The organism is Nitrobacter sp. MLSD-S21, assembly GCF_058809865.1.
The window spans coordinates 224,088-245,682 of sequence record NZ_JBXASZ010000002.1 but is presented as its reverse complement, the minus strand read 5'-3'; the positions used below and the strand labels follow the sequence as shown (position 1 = coordinate 245,682).

Below are 21,595 nucleotides of genomic sequence, written 5' to 3'. Positions count from 1 at the left end.
GTTATCTGCACGGCAAAACGCGGAGCCAACTGGCTCCGCGGCAAATGGTCCGATGTAGGCGGTGATATAGTGTTCTTGAGCGAAGCACGCCCCTCGGGCTTGACCCGAGGATTGATACCGGGCGCGTGAAGAAAACGCGTCAGATCAAAACTATGAAGCCCCGCTTCTGATTTCGTCAGAAGCGGAAAGGCTCGAGAGTCTGATTCAACGGCGTTGAATCAGACTCTGCTTTATTTTTTTCGACTGAGCATGATCTTGTCCGAAAACCGGTTCCCACTTTTCGGGATCATGCTCTCACCGCGCGATCGAATTCCGGTGTTACGGACAGGGATGACGGTATCCATCGGTGCCAAGATACGTTCCGGATGCCGGATCGTAGGAACGGAAGCGCTGCGCGCAATAGGCCACGTTCTGTTGCGCCGCCGCGGCCGCATTGGCCTGACCGGCCGCAATCGCGCCGCCGACAATGGCGCCAGCCGCCAGACCGCCGATCAACGCTCCGGCTCCATTGCCGTAGCCGTAGCCGTAGCCGTAACCAGGACCATAATATCCGCGACGATAATACTGAACGGTCTCGATTGAGGACGGGGCAGCCTTGCTCATGTTGGACTGAGCCATGAGCGGTGCTGAGGTCGCCGGAACGGAAAATGTGAGTGCAACGGAACCGGCAAACAGCGCCGTCAACAGGATTTTCGATCGCATCATTTAAGCTCCTCAACGGTGGGAATATTGGCCAAAGACATTTGTTCTATTTATTCAAAGTGTCAGATATTTAAGGCGTCACAAATCAGCGCGGCATCAGATTGCCGCGAGCGGCCGTAATTCATGTGACGATCGTACGATTAGTGCTCGATGGCCGCTTCATGGTTCATTTTTTAGTTCGATGACCATATAATGGCAAGCTGACCTGTTTGTGTGGATTTGCTCATATCAAGGTAAATCTCATTGGTGATGCTTCGCGGTGAAGCTGTCCTGCTTCGTGTCCCGGATTGATCATTACACCACGACGCTCAGTCGCTTTGCAGCGCGGGTGATGCCCGTGTAGAGCCATCGCGCGCGGCTGTCCTGAAATGCGAAGCTTTCGTCAAACAGGACCACGTCGTCCCACTGCGAACCCTGCGACTTATGCACCGTCAGGACATAGCCATAGTCGAACTCGTCGTAAGGTTTACGCTGTTCCCACGGAATATCCTCGACGCCTCCGGCGAAACAGTCCTGTCGCACCGAGACTTTTGTCACCTTGTGTGCAAATTCCTCGTCGGGCGACAGACGCATCGTGATGATCTTTGACTTTGAGGTGGCGCGCGATTTCACGCGCCATAGTCCGCCGTTAAAGAGTGCCTTCTTGCGGTTGTTGCGCAGGCAGACCAGCTTGTCGCCCGCCACCGGCAGCGGATCCTCGATGTTCTGCCGTTGCCGAAATCGCATGTTGTAGGAACGGCGGGTGTTGTTGCGCCCGACCAACACCTGGCCGGCATCCATCACGCGTGCCGGATCGAGATCGCCGCGCGACACCACCTCGCTTTCGCCGTAGCTGCCGATGTCGAGTTCGCGACCCTCGCGCACGTCCATCGACATCCGTACGATCGGGTCGTCCTGGGCCTGACGATGAACCTCGGTCAGCATCGCATCCGGCTCGGCATTGGTGAAGAAGCCGGCACCCTGAATCGGCGGCAGTTGCGCGGGATCGCCCAGCACCAGCAGCGGACAGTCGAACGACATCAGATCGCGGCCGAGTTCCGCGTCGACCATGGAGCATTCATCGATCACGATGAGCTTGGCCTTGGAGGCGGGCGCATCGTCCCATAGCTCGAAGCTCGGCTGCTCCTCGCCGGATTCGCGGGCGCGGTAGATCAGCGAATGAATCGTTGATGCGCCGTCGCAGCCCTTGTTGCGCATCACCAGCGCGGCCTTGCCGGTGAAGGCCGCGAATTTGACCTCTCCATCGACGCCGTCAGCGATGTGACGCGCCAGCGTGGTCTTGCCGGTTCCGGCAAAGCCGAACAGGCGAAATACCGGAGGCGTGCCGTTCTTGCCGGGTTTGGCTTTGAGCCAATCGGCGACGGCTTTCAGCGCTGTATCCTGATGCGGCGTGAAGGAGGCCATGATCTCGAAGACTAAGGAAGTCGGCGAACGATGCCGCGACTCGATCTTCGAAAGCTAACCATTCGCGGAGCGAGCGCAAGACGCATTGCCCGCGCGGTGAATCGGGTTGTCAGGCCGTTGCGACGAATGCGCGATGATCGCCGTTGCCGGGAGGCGTGATGGCGACGCCATCGTCGGCGTATTCATTCAGCTTGTTGCGCAGGGTGCGGATCGAGATGCCAAGGATGTTGGCGGCATGGGTCCGGTTGCCGAGGCAGTGCTTCAGCGTTTCAAGGATCAGGTCGCGCTCGACGTTGGCGACGGTACGGCCGACCAGCGCACGTGTCACCTGCTCGGCGGCGAGCGTGGCATGGGCCACGGCCGGCGCCGTCTTGGCGAGATCAAGACGGTCGCCTTCCGGCGTCAGGATCGCGTCGGCGCCGATTTCGTCGCCACTGGCCATCAGCACCGCGCGGTGGATGGTGTTTTCCAGCTCGCGGACATTGCCCTGCCAGCGGTTGGCGGTCAGCACGCGCTGCGCGTCCGCCGAAATCGGACGTACCGGCACGCCGTTGGCCGCAGCATATTTTTTGGCGAAATGCTGCGCGAGTTCGAGAATGTCCGCGGGACGCTCGCGCAGGGACGGTATCTTCAGGTTGACGACATTGAGACGAAACAGCAGATCCTCGCGGAAGGTGCCCTGCCGCACCGAGTCCGCAAGGTTGCGGTTGGAGGTGGCGATGATGCGGATATCCACCGGCACCGGCCGGGTGCCGCCGACCCGGTCAATCACGCGTTCCTGGATGGCGCGCAGCAGCTTGGACTGCAGCCGGACGTCCATTTCGGATATTTCGTCGAGCAACAGCGTGCCGCCGCTGGCCTCCTCAAATTTGCCGATCCGGCGCGCGATAGCCCCGGTGAACGCGCCTTTCTCATGGCCGAACAGTTCGGATTCCAGCAGATGCTCCGGGATCGCCGCGCAGTTGATCGAGATGAATGGTCGTCTGGCTCGGTTCGAGCGCGCGTGCACATAGCGCGCCAATACCTCTTTGCCAGTCCCGGATTCGCCGGTGATCATGACCGAGGCGTCGGAGCCTGCGATCTGCTGCGCCAGCTTGATGATCCTGGCCATCGCCTCGTCGCGATAAACGAGATCGCGGGAATCGTTTGCCACCGCGGCGATTACCGCAGCGATCAGTTCCGGGTCCGGCGGCAGCGGGATGTATTCCTTGGCCCCGGCGTGGATCGCCGCGACCGCCGCGCGCGCATCGCTGATGATGCCGCAGGCCACGATCGGGACATGAATATGTTCCGCCTCGAGTCGAATCACGAGGTCGCGGATATCGAGACCGACATCCATCAGCAGGAGATCAGCGCCCTTGCCGCCGCGAAGCACGGCCATTGCCTGTTCGTTGCCGGCCGCGTGGGTGACGGAGGCGCCATTATCCATGGCGATCTTGGTGGCGGTTGTGAGCTGGCCCTTCAATGTGCCAACAATGAGAAGCCGCATGGATCTGCTCCTGTTATGTATCCAGCGCTCGCAGCGCTGGCGGTCAGGCTTTCTCGGCCTTGATGATTTCGGTCATGGTCACGCCGAGCTTGTCCTCCACGAGAACCACCTCGCCCCGCGCCACGAGCCGGTTATTGACGTAGATATCGATGGCCTCACCGACACGACGATCGAGTTCCAGAACGCTGCCGGGCCCGAGCTTGAGCAGCGCGCCGACGTCCATCTTGGAGCGGCCGAGCACGGCGGACACCTGCACCGGAACGTCGAACACGGCCTCAAGGTCGGAGGCGACCCGCGAGACCTGCTCGTCCTCGCTGTATCCAACGTCGTCGATCGTCGGCGCATCGGCGGCGTTGAGGTCGGGAAGCGGAACCTGGGTGTCGTTATCGCTCATTGTTCGCTACCATCTCAGGGAGTGCCGTTCGATTTGCGTGTCGTCATGTAGCCGCGCACCAGTTCGTCGATCTTGGCGTCTATGGCCGCCCGTTCCAGCACGATCCCTCCGTCGGCCCATTCGATCTTGCAGTCGCCGGTCGCGACATCGGGCTCGGCGAGAATGACGAGTTGTCCGGCGAACCCGCTCTGTTTCGCCATACACTCGATCTGACTGCGTACTGCGTCGTAGAGTTGATCGTTGATCCGGACCACGAGATGCGGCGTGGCCACCAGGTGCCGGAAACAGTCGCGGACTAGCGCGATGATTTCCGCCGATTGCTCGGCTGCGATCAATTCGCTGCACAGTTTGCGCGCGACCGCGATGGCGACATCGACCGCCTCGGTCTCCATTCGCATTTCGACGCCCGCGAAACGTTGGGCGATTTCCTTGATACCCGCGGCGCTGCCCTCGATCGCCAGCGCCACGCGGTGATCGCACTGCACCTTGGCTTCGCGCTGCGCAGCCTCGAAGCCCTTTTTATAGGCCGTGGCCTCCGCGGCCGCGATCTGCTGCGCGATTTCCAGAGCCGTAGGCGCCCGCTCCCGGGATTTATGCGGAGCCGAGAAGTCCGTATCGAACAGAAATTTTGCCGGACCGTTCATCAGTACACCAGCTCGTCGTCGGCGCGGTTTTTCGACAGCATGATTTCGCCCTTGGCAGCAAGGTCCTTGGCGAGATTGACCAGCAGCGCCTGTGCTTCGTCGACGTCGCGCAGCCGGACCGGCCCAAGCGCCGCCATGTCGTCCATCAGCATCTTCGCGGCACGGGATGACATGTTGCCCATGAAGAAGGCGCGAACCTCTTCGTTGGCGCTCTTCAGCGCAATACCGAGCTTGTCCTTGTCGACGTGGCGCATCAGGGTCTGTGCCGAACCCGCATCGAGCTTCACGAGATCGTCGAACGTGAACATCAGCGCCTTGATGCGTTCGGCGGACTCGCGGTTATCCTCTTCCAGCGAGGTGATAAAGCGGGTCTCTGTCTGACGGTCGAAATTGTTGAAGATTTCCGCCATCACCTCGTGGGCGTCGCGGCGGTGGGTCTGCGACAGGTTGGACATGAATTCGCTGCGGAGCGTCTGCTCGACGCGCTCGATCACTTCCTTCTGCACCGCTTCCATCTTGAGCATGCGACCGACGACATCGAACGCCATGTCCTCGGGGAGGATGGCCAGCACCCGTGCGGCATGTTCGGGCTTCAGCTTCGACAGCACCACTGCGATGGTTTGCGGATATTCGTTCTTGAGATAGTTCGCGAGAACTTCCTCCTGAACGTTTGACAGCTTTTCCCACATGTTGCGACCGGCAGGGCCCCGGATTTCATCCATGATTCCGGTCACTCGCTCGGCGGGGAGATATTGAGTCAGAAGCCGCTCGGTTGCATCGAAATTGCCCATGAGCGCGCCCGACGCCGACATCCGCGAGACGAATTCGAGTAGCAGATCCTCAACCACGTCGGCCTCGACCGTGCCGAGGGTGGACATTGCCAGCGACAGGTCACGCACCTCGTCATCGTCCAGCATGGCCCAGACCTTGCCGCCGTACTGTTCGCCCAGCGCCAACATCATCACCGCCGCCCGTTTTGGCCCACTCATCGGCTTGGACTTGGGACGGGCGCTTTGCCGGCTCGCAAGCGTGGCGACGACGCTGTTGATGTCGTTGGCGTTTGGGTTGGTCGTGGTTTGCGGTACTGACATGTCAGATTATGCTGGTTCGGCAAGCCATTGACGGATGATGGACGCAGTCTCGGCCGGGTTGCGCTCGGCCAGTTCGCCGACCCGGTGCACCGACTGGGCGTGGACTTGCCCCTGCACCTGGGCCACGTCGATCAATTGCGCGGTGGCGTTGCTGCCGGGAATGAGATTCTGCCCTGGTTCTGCTGGGTGAGCGCTGGCGTCGGCCGGGACCGGGAGCGCGGCCGGTTGCGCGCTGGCCGCGGCCGGCTCCGAGGCCAGGATCCGCTTGACCAGCGGGCGGATCACCATGAACACCACCACGAGGCCAAGCAGCGCCATGACAGCAAGTTCGACGACGTACATCACGTCGTCCTTCGTCAATGCGATCATTCCCAGCAATCCTGCCGGCTCACTGAGCGGCACGACAGCGGGTGGCTCGGCGAATTTGAGGTTGACGACCTCGACCTGATCGCCGCGCTTCTGGTCGAAACCGATAGCCGAGCGCACCAACGTGGCGATGCGGTCGAGCTGCTCCTTGCTGCGTTCCGCGTAGACCGTCTGACCCTGTTCATTCTTGGCATAGGTGCCGTCGACGAGAACGGCGACCGAAATGCGGTTAACGCGGCCGACCTCGGTCACCTCGGTCTTGGTGGTGCGGGAAATCTCGTAATTGTTGGTTTCTTCGCTCTTCTTGCTCTGGTCGCGCGCCGGGTTCGGATTGTCCGATGGCTGATTGCCGGGCAGTTCGTTGTTGACCGTGACCTGGCCGTTGTTCTCCGCGGTGGTGGAGGACTCCTCGCGGGTCTGGCTGGATCGCAGCACTCGGCCTTCCGGATCGAACTTGTCCGAGGTCTGGGTGATCTTGTTGTAATCGAAGTCGGCGGAGAGCTCGACGCGGGCACGGCCACTTCCAACTACTGACGATACGATTGCCTCGACCTGATGACGCATCCGGTTTTCGAAGGCGTTGCGTCGCTCGTCTCCGGTTACGCCGTCGGCATCGGTCGCCGACCCGTCGGCAAGTAACTGGCCGGATTCGTCTACGATGGAGACCCGCTGCGGCTTCAGTCCGTTGACGGCCGAGGCGACAAGATGGCGGATAGCGCGTATCTGTTGCGGTTCAAGGCCGCCGCGGACACGCACCACGATCGAAGCCGAGGGCTGAGGCGCTTCGCGCGTAAAGAGTGGCCGCTCGGGCAGCACCAGATGGACGCGGGCGTCCTGAATGCGGTCGATCGCGCGGATGGTGCGTGCGAGTTCGCCTTCCAGTGCGCGCAGACGATTGATGTTCTGGACGAAGCTGGTCGTCCCAAGCGCATCCGATTTGTCGAAAATCTCATAGCCGACACCGCCACCCTTGGGCAGCCCCGCCTCGGCGAGCTTCATCCGCAGCCGCGTGACCTTGTCCTTCGGCACCATGATCACGGCGCCGTCGTTACGAAGCTCGTAGGGAATTGCCTGACGTTCGAGATCCTTGATGATGCCGGAGGAGTCCTCAACGCTGAGATCGGTGAAGAGGGTCGTCATCTGCGGCGTCGTGACGCGTATGATGACGAACGCGAAGAAACCGATCAGCACGGCGGTGACCGCGACCATCGCCATCAGCCGGGATGCTCCCAGGCCTTTCAGAAATGCCAGCAGACCTTGCAACGAACCAGCCCCTCAGACTCGGCCTGGAAAGGCCGACTCGGCAAATATTGCCTATGGTATGGTTTCGATATGGTTAATGGTGGTTAAGACCCGTGACGAAATTGCAAACAGTAAAAAACCGGCATCCGAATGAATGCCGGTTTGGGTTCGAACTATCCTGAAGAAGCTCTTTTATTGGCGATATTGTTGAATACGGGTGGTGCGCAACCCGGCCAAGCCGTGCTGGTCGATCGAAAACTGCCACGACAGGAATTCATCGACAGTTAGCGTGTAGCGGCTGCAAGCTTCCTCAAGCGAGAGGAGTCCGCCACGTACCGCGGCGACGACTTCGGCCTTTCGGCGAATGACCCAGCGCTTGGTTCCTGGTGCCGGCAAATCCGCAATCGTTAGTGGACTGCCGTCGGGTCCTATGACGTATTTCACCCTCGGGCGGTGCGGTTCTGTCATGGCGTACTCACAAACTCTAAACCATTGAACTCACCGACAAACCTATGCCCTGCGGCTTAAAATTTGCCTAAGCTCTAAGCTTCAATACGATTCTCCTTTGAAATGGCGTTCCCGATAGGGCCCGGCCGAGTGTTGGATCGCCAAGTATGGCGGAAGAGTTCCTGCTATCGGCCAACCGCCGTCAGTTCAGGATGCGCTTGATCTGGCTGATGGTGTAGGTCTGGCCGCCGATCGATAGCAAAGGGGGTGACTGGGTCAGATCGACAGAATTGACCTGCCCCTGAATCTGCGTCGAGACTGCGACCGGATTACCGGACGCATCGGCAGCCGTTGCGGTCAGCGTGTATTTACCGTCTGGCCATTGAGTGCCGTCATTACCGAGGCCATTCCAGGAGAAGACCTGATTGTCGCCGCCATTGACGCCGTAAGAGCCGGAGAAGACATTCTGGCCAGTGCTGTTTGCGATGTTGACGGTGAGGGTGGAGGCCGTCGGAATACCGAGTTGCCACGTCGCCGCATTGTTGGTCATGGTGGCGGTGCTGCCGTCAACCACGGCGTTCTTGCCGACGAAGTCCAGAGCCTGCGTTGCCTGCGTGGTCTGCTGCATGGAGACGAGGTTCGAAAGCTGGTCGTTGGTTCTCAATTGCTGCTCGACGCCCGCGAACTGGACGAGTTGTTGGGTGAACTGGTTGGTATCCAGCGGATCGAGCGGATTCTGGTTCTGCAATTGCGTGGTCAGCAGCGTGAGAAAGGTTTGGAAATTGCCGGCCAACGTAGCGTTGTTGGATGTTGCTGGCGAACCCTGAGAGGAGGCAGGCAGCGCCGTCGTGCCCGATACCACCTGCTGAACCGCAGAACCCACTGACGTCGTCATTTTCCGTCTCCTTAAACCCTGATGTCGAGACCGCGATTCGATTCGAAAACCCGGCCATAATTTCGTCCGGCCGCTGCTACCGGGATATCCTCCTCCGTCACGATCAGACGCTGGTTGTGACGGCCGCCGGTGCCATCACGCGCGTTTTGTTCCTGGGAGGATTGATCCCGCAGGCTGAATTGGAGACCGCCATCGCCGGTCTTCAGGCCGGCATCTTGTAGCGCGCGCTGGAGCTGCGGCGCATCTTGCCGCAGCATTGCAAGCGTTTCCGGCTTCTCGACCGTTAGATGCGACGTAACGCGGCCCTGGTGATCGACATCGAGACGAACATCAATGCGGCCAAGATCGGCGGGGTCGAGCCGGATTTCGAAGCGACTCTTGCCGCTAAGGGCCGTGACTGCGATCTGGACCGCAAGCCCGTTCAGTGGCACGGCCGCGCCGGTAACCACCGCGACATTGTACTGTGGCGTCGCCGGGGTTGCAGTGTTGGATTGGATCGGCGGCTGCGCAATGGCGTTATTGATGCTCTGACCTTCGACCTGACCGGCTTGCGGCTGCGGAGCGACGGCGGCGGCGTCGGCCGCCTGGGCGGGATGCTGCGGCATTGCTGCTCCCGGTTGCGTTTCGGGCGTTCCGGTATCGGATGCGGCGGTCTTCGTACCGGCGGTGGCGGCGGCATCATGCTTGTGATCGGGGAGCTTGGCCTCGGGCGACGAGGGATTGCCGCTGGCTGCCGACGGCGTTGTTAAGTCCGACGCTTCCGGTCCGGGCTGGATCCCCGTGGAGATCGATGCTGCTGTTCTGCCCGACGGCGCATTGTCGAGCGTCCTTACGGTCGCCTTCGTGGCGCCAGATGCTGTCTTGGCCACTGCCGCCGCTAAGGCACTCCCGGTCTGCATCGCGGCTGTCTGCGCAACCTGTTCAGTGTTCGGTGTCTCTTGAAGGATTGGCTCTTGAAGGATGGCAGCTGTGACCGCCGCTGTATCGGTTGCGAGGGCCGGATTGAAACCCGCATTCGCAGGCGATGTCGTCATTGCGCTGGTTTGCTGCGCCAACGGTAGTTCCGCGGCGCTGCGAACCGGTTGGGTGGCTAATTCAGCGGGGGCTCCCGCGACAGGCACCGTAACCGGGATGGCTGCGGCTGGCGGCGTTGCGACCGGATCCGGTGAGGCGCCGGGGACGGTCGTGTCCGAAAACGCCTGCATGGTGTCAGAAGCGTTTCCGGTCGACGCGATTTCGGGATCATCGTGTTGGGTCTCGTGGCGGTGTGCGCCGCTCGATACCTTTGCGCCGGGGGCGGATTGCCAAATATTCCTGTCGGCCTCCCCCGAATCGGCCTGTGGTGGCCGGGCGGACTTTGCCCGAGAGTCGCCCGATTCCGGCTTGACGCGGTCCGGATGGGGAATATTGGGACGTATATTGAACGGATCGCGCGAATTCGACGACTGCGCGACCGCGGTATGTGAGCCTTGCGCGCTGGCATCGACCAGAGTTCCGAAAGCATCTTCGGACGACCGGTCGGCGCGCTGAGAACTCGGCTGCGCGCTTTGGAAAGACACATTGGGGGCGGCTTCCGTCGTTACGCTAAGCACAGGCAACCTCTTGAGGATAGAGACGTTGAGGCAAGCAGCAAGGACCGGGCCATCGTCCGGGTGAGAAAATGATGATGATAGCCAATGAGTTATAGAACGGGTTGGCGGCTGAACCCGCCGATTCGGGTCGCTCTTTTCTGCCCGGCGGCAAGATTTGCCGTCTGCTGTCGTCGTCCGGCCGTGATTGCCTCGCAGGAATACGGACTATATTAAAGGCTGGTCTTTTGGTTTGCTTCAACGGGCGGAATTCCGCCCGTGAACACCGAGAAAGTTTCCGATTCGCAAGGCGGATGTGATCTTGCACGGTCTCATGAATTGACGGGATCAATGCTCAACAGTCTGGATTTGGAAGGCCGTCCTCAGGACACCCGGGTCGTGGTCGCCATGTCGGGCGGCGTCGACTCGTCTGTGACGGCCGCGCTGTTGAAGTCCGAGGGATACGATGTCGTCGGAATAACCCTGCAGCTTTACGATCATGGCGCTGCGACCCATCGCAAGGGCGCCTGCTGCGCCGGTCAGGACATTCATGACGCGCGAAACGTTGCGGAGCGCCTCGGCGTTCCGCATTACGTGCTGGACTATGAGAGCCGCTTCCGCGAAACCGTGATCGAGAATTTTGCTGACAGCTATGCGTCGGGCGAGACGCCGGTGCCTTGCATCGAGTGCAACCGCTTAGTCAAATTCCGTGATCTGTTGACGACTGCGCGCGAGCTTGGCGCTGCGGCATTGGCGACAGGCCATTACGTTGCCTCGCGCCGTTTGCCCGGTGGATCGCGCGCGCTGCTCTGCGCGGCGGACGCGGACCGCGACCAAAGCTATTTCCTGTTCGCCACCACGAGGGAGCAGCTCGATTTTCTACGTTTTCCGCTGGGTGATATGACAAAGTCGCAGACCCGCGAATTGGCGCGGCGTTTTGGTCTATCGGTTGCCGACAAGCATGACAGCCAGGATATCTGTTTCGTGCCGACCGGTCGCTACACCGATATCATCAGTCAGTTGAAGCCGAACGCGATGGAGCCCGGCGATATCGTCGATCTCGGCGGGCACGTCATCGGTCATCACGAGGGTATCGTGCATTTCACGGTGGGACAGCGCCGCGGTCTTGGCATCGCCTCCGGCGCGCCGCTTTACGTCCTGAGTCTTGATGCAGCGAACCGGCGCGTGGTGGTGGGACCGCGCGAAGCGCTGAAAATGCATCGCATCGTGCTGCGCGATGTCAACTGGATCGGCGATGGCGCGCTCGACCGCGCCATCGGTGGTGGACTTGAACTCTTCGTGCGGGTGCGCTCGACTCGTAAACCTCAGCCGGCGTGGCTGCGCGTTGTTGACGGCTGCTATGAGGTCGAACTCGTGGCCGGCGAGGAGGGCGTGTCGCCTGGTCAGGCCTGTGTGTTCTACGACGGGCCGGAAGGGCAGGCGCGTGTGCTCGGCGGGGGATTCATCGCACGGGCCATGGCGCAGCGTGCAAACGAAGCCGCCGCGCAGAACAGTGCGCCAGCGCAACCCTTTGCCGCCGAATTGCGCGGGTAGAGTCCGGGACGCGCGGGAAGCATGGGCAACGACATCGACCGCGCGGGCGTTGCCAGGGCCTATGGCCTCTGGGCACCGGTTTATGATCTGGTGTTCGGCAAGGTGTTCGATCCTGGCCGTCAATCCACGATCGAAATTGCCAACGCAATCGGTGGACGTATCCTTGATGTCGGCGTCGGCACCGGACTGTCGCTGTCGGATTATGCATCCACGACGAAACTGTATGGCGTGGACCTTTCTGAACCGATGCTGCGCAAGGCGCAGCAGCGGGTGCGGTCTCTTAACCTCACCAACGTCGAAACGCTGGCGGTGATGGACGCCAAGAACCTCGCTTTTTCCGATTCGTTTTTTGACGCGGTGGTGGCGCAGTTTGTCATCACGGCGGTGCCCGACCCCGAAGCGACGCTCGATGATTTTGTCCGGGTGCTGAAGCCGGGCGGCGAACTGATTCTGGTCAACCATATTGGCGCGGAGCGCGGGCCGCGCCGCTTGTTCGAACTGGGCTTTTCGCCCTTGGCCCGGCGGCTCGGCTGGCGCCCCGAGTTCCCGTGGGCGCGTCTCGTTAACTGGGCTGCCAAGCATGGCGGCGTGACGCTCTTCGAGCGTCGCCCGATGCGGCCGATGGGACATTTTTCGCTGATCCGCTATCGAAAATCCTGATCGTACCGCGGAACATCCGCTGCGGCCATTCGTTGCCGTTTCATGCGAATGAAGATCGCCTCCCTGTTGGTTGCCCTTTTTGCGTTCGCCGATATTGCTGCTGCGCAGGCGCCACCGACGGCGGCTTCCCCGCCCGGCACGACGGCAACGCCGCCTCCGTCTCCCAATTCCCCCACTTGCTCCCCTCACAATATACCCGCGCAGAACGGAACGGCGGCGGGCGAGCAAAAGCAGCCACTGGGCGAGAAGCTTGCGAAATCCGATGGCGTGCTATGTCCGCCTGCGGGGGTCGATCCGGAAATCCGCGCGCCGACCCCGGAAGGCGGCAATACGCCGGTGATTCCCCCGCCCGGCAGCCCTGGCGGCGATCCGACCGTGCGGCCCAAATAAGCACCATTCATCGATAAGTCGGGGCGCTTGTTGCGGCTTTGCTTGACAGGCCCTCGAGCGGCTTTTTATATGCCGCGCGTTCACGGCATCGTTGATGGACACTGCGGCGAGGTAGCTCAGCTGGTTAGAGCACGGGAATCATAATCCTGGGGTCGGGGGTTCGAGTCCCTCCCTCGCTACCACTCTCTTTCACATATATCCCGGATCAAGCGATCAAGCGTTCCCCGTTGTAAAACGAAAAGCTGATCTGATGCCGAGTTGCGAGCGGGCAAGCGGATGTCGGCAAAGTCTCCTCCGGATTGCGCGAGGGGCGAGCGCGCCTCGGGCATCGACGAAGTCGGCGGCACCCGCGCATCTTGCTTGAGCGTTTGAAATATATGACCGGCTGAGGGGAATGCACGAACTTATTGGCGACATCACGCTTTGCATCCTGTTTGCCTGGGGTCTTGGGTTGGCCGCTCATTTTTCCCGGCAACCGTTGATTCTGGCTTATCTGCTGGCCGGATTCTTCATTGGTCCATTCGGGATGGAATGGGTCAAATCGCAGGAGTCGATCCGGACCATTTCCGAACTCGGCCTGATCTTCATGCTTTTCATGATCGGCCTGGAAATCGATCTGAAGAAGATCATGCGCGCCGGGCCGGTGATCCTGATCGCCGGCGGCGGACAGCTCCTCGGCGGCTGCATTCTGGGCGTATTGTTTTTCATGGCAATCGGTCTGCCCATCGATGTCGGTGGGTTCGATGCGCTTTATCTCTGTGTCGCATGCGCGCTCTCGAGTACAGTCATCATCGTCAAAGTGCTCTATGAAAAACACGAGCTCGACACACTGCCGGGCCGTATCACGCTTGGTGTGCTGGTGCTTCAGGATGTCTTCGCGATCCTGTTCCTGGCGGTCCAGCCTAGTCTCGACGATCTTCACATTACCATCGTGCTGCTGTCGATCGCACGGGCCGGCACGTTAGTCGCGACTGCGCTGATCCTCAGCCGCTATGTACTGCCTTACCTGTTTCATCAGATCGCACGCCGCCCCGAGCTGGTGCTGCTCGGCGCGCTCGCGTGGTGCTTTCTGATCGGCGAAATCGCTGAACAATTGCATCTGTCGCGCGAGATGGGCTCGCTGGTGGCCGGGGTCTCGCTCTCAACTTTTCCCTACGCGCTCGAAGTCACCGCAAAGGTGACGACGTTGCGCGATTTCTTCATCACGCTGTTCTTCGTCGCGCTGGGCATGACTATTCCGATTCCGAACGGATCCGTGATTGGGCTCGCGCTGGTGATCGCGGCCTTTACCGTGGTAAGTCGTCTCAGCACGACTTTCCTGCCACTGTATCTGATGAAGCAGGGATTGCGAGCCAGCCTTCTGCCGGCCATCAATCTGGCGCAGATCAGCGAGTTCTCGCTTGTCGTAATTCAAACCGGGCTGATTGCGGGACATATCCAAAGCGAGACCGCGAGCGCAGCGTCGTTCGCGTTCGTGGTGCTGGCGGTGTTGAGTACGTTCGCTATCGGTCGAAGCGACCAGCTCTCTCGGTACGGCATCATGTTCCTGAAACGGATCGGCCTTCGCGATCTCGACCGCCTCCAGGCGGGGGAGGGTGGGCATGGCGCAGGACACGGTGAGCCGCGACGCATTGTCATTCTCGGATTCTTCCGTGCCGCCAGCGCACTGCTGAGCGAGATCGAATGCCGGGACGAGTCGATGCTGGACCAGATCGGAGTGGTCGACTTTAATCCGGTGGTGTTCAGTACCCTCTCGGCTCGCGGCCTGCATGTCACTTATGGTGACATCAGCAACGTGGATACGCTCGTCCATGCCGGGGTCGGCAGCGCCGAGATCATCATTCTGAGCGTGCCGGATTCGCTGCTCAAGGGTGCCAATAATGAAAAGCTTGTCCGCCACGTTCGTTCGCTGAACCCGACCGCAAAGATCATCTCGACGGCGGACCGGTTGTCGGACGTCGAGGATCAATATGCCGCCGGCGCGGACTACGTGACGGTGACTCGGCTGACCGACGCGCAAGAGTTGTTTGCGGCGATTGAAGCCGCCGAAAACGGGTTGTTGGCCGACAAGCGCGCCGAGACCGACGCGATTCTGGAAGGGCGTCGGGAGGTACTGCCGTAGTTGATCCGGTACCGAACTCACCATGCCGGATCATATATGATGGCATGATCGTGTGACCGCTTTTCCGGACGCCGTCGGTTGCACCGCCGCCCGCTCTGCGTCATACGAACTTCCGTCAAACGGGAACGCGCAGACCATGCCCCATCGGATACCGGAAGTCCTCCAGGCTTTTGCCAATGGCGAAATCGTCGTCGTCACTGACGATGAGGACCGTGAGGGGGAGGGTGATCTGATCGTCGCAGCCTCGCTCTGCACCGCGGAGAAAATGGCGTTTGTTATACGGCACACGTCCGGCATCGTTTGCGCGCCGATCACCACGGAGGATGCGCAACGGCTGCGGCTTGATCCGATGGTCGCGCATAACGAGTCCAATCATACAACGGCTTTTACCGTCTCGATTGATTACAAGCCGGACGGCGGCACCGGCATTTCGGCCGAGGCGCGTGCCTCCTGTTGCCGGGCGCTTGCCAATCCGAACGCCGGTGCCAGCGACTTTGCCCGGCCCGGCCACGTCTTCCCTCTGATCGCACGCAACGGCGGCGTCCTGCTGCGCGCCGGCCATACCGAGGCGGCGGTCGATCTTTGCAAGTTGGCGGGCCTGCCCCCGGTCGGGGTCATCAGCGAACTGATGAACGACGACGGCACGGTGATGAAAGGCGAGCAGGTGGCGCAGTTTGCTGCTGCGAACGGGCTCAGGCATGTGACCATCGCCGATATCATCGCGTATCGTCAGGCGCGAGAGAAACTGATTGAGCGGGTTTCGGAATTTGCGATCGACAGCCCGATCGGGCTGCTGCAAGGCTACGCTTACCGCTCGCCGTTCGATACGATAGCCCATGTCGCGTTTGTCTATAACGGTGTCGGCGACGGCCAGAACGTCCTGACCCGTTTCCACAAATCCAATATTGTACGCGACATTTTCGCCGGGCCGAAACGCATGGAGGCCGTGCTCGAACACTTCAGGAAGGCCGGCCGCGGCGTGCTGGTCTATCTGCGAGACGGTGCCGCGGGGGTGCCGGTGGCGCCGCTTCCTGAAGACAGGTCAGCGGAAGCTGATCGCAACAGACAGTGGCGAGAGGTCGGCGTCGGCGCGCAGATTCTGCGCGATCTCGGCGTGACGTCGATCCGGCATCTGACCTCGTCGGCCTACGACTACAAGGGGCTCTCCGGTTTCGGCATCGAGATCGTTTCGAACGAGCATCTGGAAAGCTGACTGTGGTTGCAGCGTCGAATTAGGATATACTCATGATCGCGGCTTTGCCGGCAGCGGTATCCGGAACGACGTGAAAGGATTGTCATGAGTGTTCGTCCGCAAGGCAAGGACAAACCCGTGCCGGTCAGTTTCCAGTGGGACGATCCGTTCAGGCTGGACGATCAGCTGACCGAAGACGAACGCATGATCCGCGACACCGCGCGCGCCTATGCGCAGGACAAGCTGCAGCCGCGTATCGTCAGGGCCTATCAGGAGGAGAAGACCGATCGCGAGATCTTCAATGAGATGGGCGAGCTTGGCCTGAACGGTATCACACTTCCGCAAGAGTATGGTTGTGCCAATGCCAGCTACGTCGCCTATGGCCTCGTCGCGCGGGAGATCGAGCGTGTGGACTCGGGTTACCGCTCGATGAACTCGGTGCAGTCATCATTGGTGATGTATCCGATCTATGCTTATGGCGACGAGAATCAGCGCAAAAGATATTTGCCGAAGCTTGCGACCGGCGAATGGGTCGGTTGTTTCGGTCTGACCGAACCGGATGCCGGTTCCGATCCCGGCGGCATGAAAACCCGCGCCGAGAAAGTGTCGGACGGCTATCGGCTGACTGGTTCGAAGACGTGGATTTCCAACGCACCGATCGCGGATGTGTTCGTTGTTTGGGCCAAGTCGTCGGCGCACGACAACCAAGTCCGCGGCTTCGTGCTCGAAAAGGGCGCGAAGGGCCTATCCGCCCCGAAGATCGACGGCAAGCTCAGTTTGCGGGCGTCGGCTACCGGCGAGATCGTGATGGATGGCGTGGTCGTGCCGGAAGAGAACCTGTTGCCGAACGTGTCCGGACTGAAAGGTCCGTTCGGCTGCCTGAACCGCGCGCGCTACGGCATATCATGGGGCGTTATGGGCGCGGCGGAAGACTGTATGGATCGCGCGCGAACATACGTGCTCGAGCGAAAGCAGTTCGGCCGTCCGCTGGCGGCTACGCAATTGGTGCAGAAGAAGCTCGCGGATATGCAGACTGACATCGCGCTCGGGCTTCAGGGCAGCCTGCGCGTCGGCCGTTTGATGGACGAGGGCAAGATGGCGCCGGAGATGATCTCCATCGTCAAACGCAACAATTGCGGCAAGGCGCTCGATATCGCGCGGATGGCGCGCGATATGCACGGCGCCAACGGAGTTCAGATCGAATATCACGTGATGCGTCACGCCGCCAACCTTGAAACCGTCAATACTTATGAAGGCACCCACGACGTCCATGCGCTGGTCCTTGGCCGCGCCATCACCGGAATCCCGGCGTTTTCTTAGAGGCGTATCGTCGCGCAACTCGAAGCCCTCATGCCCGGGCAGAAGCGCGAAGCGCGTCTCCGCGCAGGTGGCCCGGGTATCCATCTTTGAAGAAGGTTGGATTGCCGGATTCATGGCGCTTTCGGAGCGAAGTGGGTTCGCGTGAAGAAACGCGTTAAAACAACAATCTAGAGCTTCGCTTCTGATGCCATCAGGGGAAAGGCTCTAATCCGACAATGACGGCTTGGGTTAGTTCATGTCCGACACCGAAGACATTCCCTTCAACCGTGACTTTCCGCTGAAGCCGGGCGTCGCCGAGGAAGTCGTGCCCGGGGTCCGTCGCTTGCTTTGCAATAATCCGAGTCCTTTCACCTTCACAGGAACGGTGAGCTACATCGTCGGCCGCGGCAAGGTTGCGATCATCGATCCCGGACCGGATAGTGAGGCTCATGCGAAAGCGTTGCTCGACGCGGTGAGAGGCGAGACTGTGACGCACATCTTCGTCACCCACACCCACAAGGATCATTCATCGAATGCCGCGCGCGTCAGGGCGGCTACCGGCGCGGCAGTTTATGCGGAGGGACCGCATCGTGCTTCGCGGCCACGGTTTGAAAACGAAAAACACAATCCGGAGTTCGGCGCCGATCGCGACTTTAGTCCCGACGTTAGGCTTCGTGATGGCGACGCCGCGACCAGCGATGAATGGGCGCTGGAAGCGGTGAGCGCGCCCGGACATACCGCGAACCATATGGCGTTTGCATGGAAGGAACGCGGAATCCTTTTCGTTGGTGACCATGTCATGGGCTGGTCCACCTCGATCGTCGCGCCGCCGGACGGGTCGATGATCGACTATATGGCCTCGCTCGAGAAGCTCTCGCAGCGCGACGAGCAACTGTATTTCTCCGGTCATGGCCCCGAGATTCGGGATGGGCCACGTTTCGTGCGGCATCTGGCGCGGCATCGCCGGGCGCGCGAAGCCTCGATCCTGCATCGGCTGGCGAAAGGCGAGGCCGATATTCCGACCCTGGTCCGCGCCATCTATATCGGCCTTGATTCCAGGCTGTCCGGCGCCGCCGGCTATTCGGTGCTGGCGCATCTGGAAGATCTGGTGGCGCGGGGCCTTGTGCTCACGAATGGTGATCCCGTCATCGGTGGACGCTACCGGCTGGCGTGAGCCTTATCGCTTGACCGCTCCCTTTCCGGGAGGCTTGACCGGCACGGGCGGCTCCTTCACCGGTTTCTCGACAATGTTTTCGGCAGCGGTGTTGATGTCGTCGATCAGACTGCTAACACGCGCGGCGTTGCTGCCGAGATCGTGCTCGAAATAACGCGACGAGGAGCGGATATCGACGCGCGACCCGTCCTCGGTCGGCATGATGCGGATCACCACGTCTTCGCGGAACCCCATGACTGGCGTTTTCGCCACGGCCTCGATATGGCCGGGCTGCCGCGGCAGCTGCGGCGGGCGTTCATCGATCACCAGCCATTTGCGCCGCGCGACGAGCCGCCGGACGATATCGAAGGCATGCTGGGCCGTCAGATCCAGCTCCACCGGCTCGATCGCGGGATAGGCCACGCGCTGCTGTTCGGCAGAATAAAGACCGGTGTAGACTGCGGAGTTGGCGCCGTCGGTACCGCGCAGCCGCGCCAGCGCGTCGAAGTGAGGCGGGTTGATCGGATCGGTGGTGATATCGTGGATCGGCGGCAGGTTGCGATATTTCACGGCGAGGTATGCCGGATAGGCGAGAATGAGCACGTTCAGTAGCAGCGCTGTCAGGATACGGCCTATGCCGCGTGAGCCATTCCGCCATAGCGCTACAAGGCCTGCGAACGCCACCAGGATCGACAGCCCGGCGCAGGCCAGAGCGCCTAACAAGGTCGCGAGCGCGGGCTTGCTCTCGAGGATACCGAACCTTACGGCTACAATGGACACCAGCGTCGCGACCGCTGAGAACACCGCAAGTCGCCGCGCCCAGGTAGCCAGCGCGGAGAACGGTTCGGATTGATAGCGTGCGGAAAACCTGCGGGCCATCGGAGCGTCCGGTTTCGGCGGGGACGGGTTGCGTGGATCACCTACCTTATTTGCTTCCTTGAAGAAACGCTGCTGTTCGCTTCCGTCAAAGTGGCGAACTCTGCGGCCAGAAAGTCCAGCAGCGCCCGTACCGAGGGCAACAATCCGCGTCGCGACGAGAACACCGCATGGACGATGCCGGCGCGCGGACGCCATTGCGGCAGCACGTCGACCAGCGTGCCATTGTCGAGGTCGGCTTCTACTACCATGGCCGGAAATTGTCCGACGCCGATGCCGCGCAGGGCCGCGAAACGCAGTGCCACCATGTCCTCGGTGATGAGGCGTGGTGTGTAGGGGATCAGCGCAGTGGCTTCGTCAGGGCCGTCGAGGCACCATTCATGATGCTGGTGAGGCGGTCCCCAGCCGATGCTTGGAAGTTTGGGAAGATCGGCGGGAACAAGCGGGTGGCTCAGTCCCTTTAACAGTATCGGCGCCGCCACCAGCCGCTGCGTGCTCTCGGCCAATACCCGCATCACCAGATCGTTGTTTTCGAGTGGCGGAAAACGCACGCGTAGCGCGATGTCGATACCATCGGCGATCAAGTCGACACGGCGCGGCGTGCTTTCGAGATGCACCGCAACGTCCGGACACTCGGCCATGAAGCGGGCGATCATCTCGCCGACCTGGAAATACAGAAGCGGCGGCGGACAACTCACGCGAACGATACCTTGCGGTTTGCTGCGCGAGCGCTCGATCAGTTCCTGCGCCGCATCGGCTTCCACCAGCATAGCGACGCAATGCCGATAGTAGTCCTGCCCGATCTCGGTGACGCTGAAGCGCCGGGTCGAACGCTGGATCAACCGCACCCCGAGCCTGTCCTCCAGCATTGCGATGCGGCGGCTCAATCGCGAACGCGGCATCCCCAGCGCGCGGGCGGCGGCGGCAAAACCGCCATGATCGACCACCTGAACGAAGAAATACAGATCGTTGAGATCCTGCATCATCGTCTCATTAATAGGACAGTGATGGGTGATATTGCCAGCTACCGGGGTATTTGTCCCACCTATATCCTTCGTTGCAACAGCGGTCGAACTAGGCCGCGTCACGGAGGTTCATCATGCGAAAGGTACGTGGTGTCTTTAGCGGTCCCCGGCAGCATTGGGTGGGCGACGGTTTTCCGGTTCGCTCGCTATTCTCGCACGCCAGCCACGGCGACCATGTCAGCCCGTTCCTGCTGCTCGACTATGCCGGGCCGGCCGACTTTACCCCGGTGGAGCAGCCGCGCGGTGTGGGCGTGCACCCGCATCGCGGTTTCGAGACCGTCACCATTGTTTATCAGGGTGAGGTCGAACACCGCGATTCCACCGGCAACGGCGGTTTGATCGGGCCGGGCGACGTGCAGTGGATGACGGCAGCCTCAGGCATCCTGCATGAGGAGTTCCACTCCCGCGCCTTCACCAAGAAGGGTGGCACGCTGGAGATGGTGCAGCTCTGGGTCAACCTGCCGGCCAAGGCGAAGAACGCCGATCCCGGATACCAGACCTTGCTCGACGCCGACATTCCGGCGGTGGATTTACCGGATGACGCCGGCAAGCTGCGGGTGATCGCCGGTGGGTTCGACGGCCGAAAAGGGCCGGCGAAGACCTTTACGCCGATCGACATCTACGACGTGAAGCTCAACCGCAACGGCGTTGCCACGTTCAAGCCGGCGGAAGGGCACACCGTCGCGGTGGTGGTGCTAAAGGGCACGGTGCTTGTCAACGGTAGCGAGATCGCCCGCGAGGCGCAGTTCGCATTGCTCGACCGCAACGGCGGAGAGATGACTATCGAGGCAAATGGTGAGGCTTCAGTACTGATCCTCTCCGGCGAGCCGATCGACGAGCCGGTGGTGATGCGCGGTCCGTTCGTCATGAACACGGAAGGCGAAATCCGCCAGGCTATGATCGATTTCCAGAGCGGCCGCTTCGGTACTCTGGAGCCGGTCGCGGCCGGCGGCTGACGGCGGTTGAGAGAGACGCGATTCGGCTAGCCGGATCGCGTCTCATCCTTCAACATTCAGCGGCGGTGCGCTCGTCCCGCCGTCGATGCACCCGCGTCAATGTCAGCGAGCCCTTCAATAAAAGGA

General features: G+C 61.1%; 20 protein-coding genes and 1 tRNA gene. 9 read left to right on the top strand and 12 right to left on the bottom strand.

Features of this window, described 5'->3' with window-relative positions; genetic code table 11:
• Positions 1 to 318: 318 nt before the first annotated feature.
• The 10 genes from AC1RT6_RS06945 to AC1RT6_RS06900 all read right to left on the bottom strand — a co-directional run bounded on the left by AC1RT6_RS06945 (position 319) and on the right by AC1RT6_RS06900 (position 10,266).
• Positions 319 to 705 carry a BA14K family protein gene (locus tag AC1RT6_RS06945; RefSeq protein WP_079445738.1) on the bottom strand — a complete coding sequence of 129 codons (387 nt, stop codon included), beginning with the start codon at positions 703 to 705 and terminating at the stop codon, positions 319 to 321.
• A gap of 291 nt (positions 706 to 996) precedes the next feature.
• Positions 997 to 2,106: an ATP-dependent DNA helicase gene (locus tag AC1RT6_RS06940; RefSeq protein WP_079445739.1), complete on the bottom strand. Its 1,110-nt coding sequence runs from the start codon at positions 2,104 to 2,106 to the stop codon at positions 997 to 999.
• 109 nt (positions 2,107 to 2,215) lie between these two features.
• Entirely contained in the window at positions 2,216 to 3,595 is a 1,380-nt protein-coding gene (flbD, locus tag AC1RT6_RS06935; RefSeq protein ID WP_079445740.1) for a sigma-54-dependent transcriptional regulator FlbD, read from the bottom strand.
• Positions 3,596 to 3,638: 43 nt separating this feature from the next.
• Positions 3,639 to 3,989, bottom strand: coding sequence for a flagellar motor switch protein FliN (gene fliN, locus AC1RT6_RS06930; protein WP_079445741.1), 351 nt, complete (start codon positions 3,987 to 3,989; stop codon positions 3,639 to 3,641).
• A 14-nt stretch (positions 3,990 to 4,003) separates the two neighbouring features.
• On the bottom strand, positions 4,004 to 4,633 hold the full coding sequence (locus AC1RT6_RS06925) for a FliH/SctL family protein (RefSeq protein ID WP_079445742.1): 630 nt from the start codon (positions 4,631 to 4,633) through the stop codon (positions 4,004 to 4,006).
• Entirely contained in the window at positions 4,633 to 5,724 is a 1,092-nt protein-coding gene (fliG, locus tag AC1RT6_RS06920; RefSeq protein WP_079445743.1) for a flagellar motor switch protein FliG, read from the bottom strand. Before fliG ends, AC1RT6_RS06925 begins: the two co-directional genes overlap by 1 nt.
• Before the next feature lie 6 nt (positions 5,725 to 5,730).
• Positions 5,731 to 7,353: a flagellar basal-body MS-ring/collar protein FliF gene (fliF, locus tag AC1RT6_RS06915; RefSeq protein WP_079445744.1), complete on the bottom strand. Its 1,623-nt coding sequence runs from the start codon at positions 7,351 to 7,353 to the stop codon at positions 5,731 to 5,733.
• A gap of 171 nt (positions 7,354 to 7,524) precedes the next feature.
• The gene (gene sciP, locus AC1RT6_RS06910; protein WP_002714638.1) at positions 7,525 to 7,800 is read right to left on the bottom strand and encodes a CtrA inhibitor SciP; all 276 of its coding nucleotides are present in this window, start codon (positions 7,798 to 7,800) and stop codon (positions 7,525 to 7,527) included.
• A 181-nt stretch (positions 7,801 to 7,981) separates the two neighbouring features.
• On the bottom strand, positions 7,982 to 8,674 hold the full coding sequence (locus AC1RT6_RS06905) for a flagellar hook assembly protein FlgD (RefSeq protein ID WP_079445745.1): 693 nt from the start codon (positions 8,672 to 8,674) through the stop codon (positions 7,982 to 7,984).
• 11 nt (positions 8,675 to 8,685) lie between these two features.
• Entirely contained in the window at positions 8,686 to 10,266 is a 1,581-nt protein-coding gene (locus AC1RT6_RS06900) for a flagellar hook-length control protein FliK (RefSeq protein WP_079445746.1), read from the bottom strand.
• Positions 10,267 to 10,593: 327 nt separating this feature from the next.
• Between AC1RT6_RS06900 and mnmA the strand changes: the two genes are divergently transcribed.
• The 8 genes from mnmA (at position 10,594) to AC1RT6_RS06860 (ending at position 18,633) form a co-directional block, all read left to right on the top strand.
• Entirely contained in the window at positions 10,594 to 11,796 is a 1,203-nt protein-coding gene (gene mnmA / locus AC1RT6_RS06895; protein ID WP_079445747.1) for a tRNA 2-thiouridine(34) synthase MnmA, read from the top strand.
• Positions 11,797 to 11,817: 21 nt separating this feature from the next.
• Complete coding sequence (locus AC1RT6_RS06890; RefSeq protein WP_079445748.1) at positions 11,818 to 12,456, top strand: class I SAM-dependent methyltransferase; 639 nt, start codon at positions 11,818 to 11,820, stop codon at positions 12,454 to 12,456.
• Positions 12,457 to 12,504: 48 nt separating this feature from the next.
• Positions 12,505 to 12,846, top strand: a complete 342-nt coding sequence (locus AC1RT6_RS06885) for a hypothetical protein (protein ID WP_079445749.1) — start codon at positions 12,505 to 12,507, stop codon at positions 12,844 to 12,846.
• 105 nt (positions 12,847 to 12,951) lie between these two features.
• A tRNA-Met gene (locus tag AC1RT6_RS06880) sits at positions 12,952 to 13,028 on the top strand.
• Positions 13,029 to 13,240: 212 nt separating this feature from the next.
• Complete coding sequence (locus AC1RT6_RS06875; protein WP_493029339.1) at positions 13,241 to 14,968, top strand: cation:proton antiporter; 1,728 nt, start codon at positions 13,241 to 13,243, stop codon at positions 14,966 to 14,968.
• Positions 14,969 to 15,104: 136 nt separating this feature from the next.
• A complete protein-coding gene (gene ribB / locus AC1RT6_RS06870) occupies positions 15,105 to 16,181 on the top strand; it encodes a 3,4-dihydroxy-2-butanone-4-phosphate synthase (RefSeq protein WP_079445791.1) in 1,077 nt (358 codons plus the stop codon).
• A gap of 84 nt (positions 16,182 to 16,265) precedes the next feature.
• Positions 16,266 to 17,480, top strand: coding sequence for an acyl-CoA dehydrogenase (locus AC1RT6_RS06865; RefSeq protein ID WP_079445751.1), 1,215 nt, complete (start codon positions 16,266 to 16,268; stop codon positions 17,478 to 17,480).
• Between the two features lie 235 nt (positions 17,481 to 17,715).
• Positions 17,716 to 18,633, top strand: a complete 918-nt coding sequence (locus AC1RT6_RS06860) for an MBL fold metallo-hydrolase (RefSeq protein ID WP_079445752.1) — start codon at positions 17,716 to 17,718, stop codon at positions 18,631 to 18,633.
• A 3-nt stretch (positions 18,634 to 18,636) separates the two neighbouring features.
• On the opposite strand, the gene AC1RT6_RS06855 is transcribed toward AC1RT6_RS06860, so the two are convergent.
• Both AC1RT6_RS06855 and AC1RT6_RS06850 read right to left on the bottom strand, forming a co-directional pair.
• Entirely contained in the window at positions 18,637 to 19,491 is an 855-nt protein-coding gene (locus AC1RT6_RS06855; RefSeq protein WP_079445753.1) for a DUF1499 domain-containing protein, read from the bottom strand.
• Between the two features lie 41 nt (positions 19,492 to 19,532).
• Positions 19,533 to 20,471, bottom strand: coding sequence for a LysR family transcriptional regulator (locus tag AC1RT6_RS06850; protein WP_079445792.1), 939 nt, complete (start codon positions 20,469 to 20,471; stop codon positions 19,533 to 19,535).
• Between the two features lie 116 nt (positions 20,472 to 20,587).
• On the opposite strand from AC1RT6_RS06850, the gene AC1RT6_RS06845 reads away from it, so the two are divergent.
• Positions 20,588 to 21,469 (top strand): pirin family protein, encoded by an 882-nt coding sequence (locus AC1RT6_RS06845; protein WP_472791300.1) that lies wholly within the window; start codon positions 20,588 to 20,590, stop codon positions 21,467 to 21,469.
• Positions 21,470 to 21,595: the final 126 nt, after the last annotated feature.

Excerpts from the sequence above, each read along its gene's own strand:
- AC1RT6_RS06875 (WP_493029339.1), top strand. The coding sequence starts at position 13,241 with ATGCACGAACTTATTGGCGACATCACGCTTTGCATCCTGTTTGCCTGG.
- fliG (WP_079445743.1), bottom strand. The coding sequence starts at position 5,724 with ATGTCAGTACCGCAAACCACGACCAACCCAAACGCCAACGACATCAAC.
- fliN (WP_079445741.1), bottom strand. The coding sequence starts at position 3,989 with ATGAGCGATAACGACACCCAGGTTCCGCTTCCCGACCTCAACGCCGCC.
- AC1RT6_RS06885 (WP_079445749.1), top strand. The coding sequence starts at position 12,505 with ATGAAGATCGCCTCCCTGTTGGTTGCCCTTTTTGCGTTCGCCGATATT.
- AC1RT6_RS06845 (WP_472791300.1), top strand. The coding sequence starts at position 20,588 with ATGCGAAAGGTACGTGGTGTCTTTAGCGGTCCCCGGCAGCATTGGGTG.
- AC1RT6_RS06890 (WP_079445748.1), top strand. The coding sequence starts at position 11,818 with ATGGGCAACGACATCGACCGCGCGGGCGTTGCCAGGGCCTATGGCCTC.
- AC1RT6_RS06945 (WP_079445738.1), bottom strand. The coding sequence starts at position 705 with ATGATGCGATCGAAAATCCTGTTGACGGCGCTGTTTGCCGGTTCCGTT.
- AC1RT6_RS06860 (WP_079445752.1), top strand. The coding sequence starts at position 17,716 with ATGTCCGACACCGAAGACATTCCCTTCAACCGTGACTTTCCGCTGAAG.
- flbD (WP_079445740.1), bottom strand. The coding sequence starts at position 3,595 with ATGCGGCTTCTCATTGTTGGCACATTGAAGGGCCAGCTCACAACCGCC.
- mnmA (WP_079445747.1), top strand. The coding sequence starts at position 10,594 with ATGCTCAACAGTCTGGATTTGGAAGGCCGTCCTCAGGACACCCGGGTC.
- AC1RT6_RS06940 (WP_079445739.1), bottom strand. The coding sequence starts at position 2,106 with ATGGCCTCCTTCACGCCGCATCAGGATACAGCGCTGAAAGCCGTCGCC.
- AC1RT6_RS06865 (WP_079445751.1), top strand. The coding sequence starts at position 16,266 with ATGAGTGTTCGTCCGCAAGGCAAGGACAAACCCGTGCCGGTCAGTTTC.
- AC1RT6_RS06905 (WP_079445745.1), bottom strand. The coding sequence starts at position 8,674 with ATGACGACGTCAGTGGGTTCTGCGGTTCAGCAGGTGGTATCGGGCACG.
- AC1RT6_RS06850 (WP_079445792.1), bottom strand. The coding sequence starts at position 20,471 with ATGCAGGATCTCAACGATCTGTATTTCTTCGTTCAGGTGGTCGATCAT.
- AC1RT6_RS06925 (WP_079445742.1), bottom strand. The coding sequence starts at position 4,633 with ATGAACGGTCCGGCAAAATTTCTGTTCGATACGGACTTCTCGGCTCCG.
- sciP (WP_002714638.1), bottom strand. The coding sequence starts at position 7,800 with ATGACAGAACCGCACCGCCCGAGGGTGAAATACGTCATAGGACCCGAC.
- AC1RT6_RS06855 (WP_079445753.1), bottom strand. The coding sequence starts at position 19,491 with ATGGCCCGCAGGTTTTCCGCACGCTATCAATCCGAACCGTTCTCCGCG.
- ribB (WP_079445791.1), top strand. The coding sequence starts at position 15,105 with ATGCCCCATCGGATACCGGAAGTCCTCCAGGCTTTTGCCAATGGCGAA.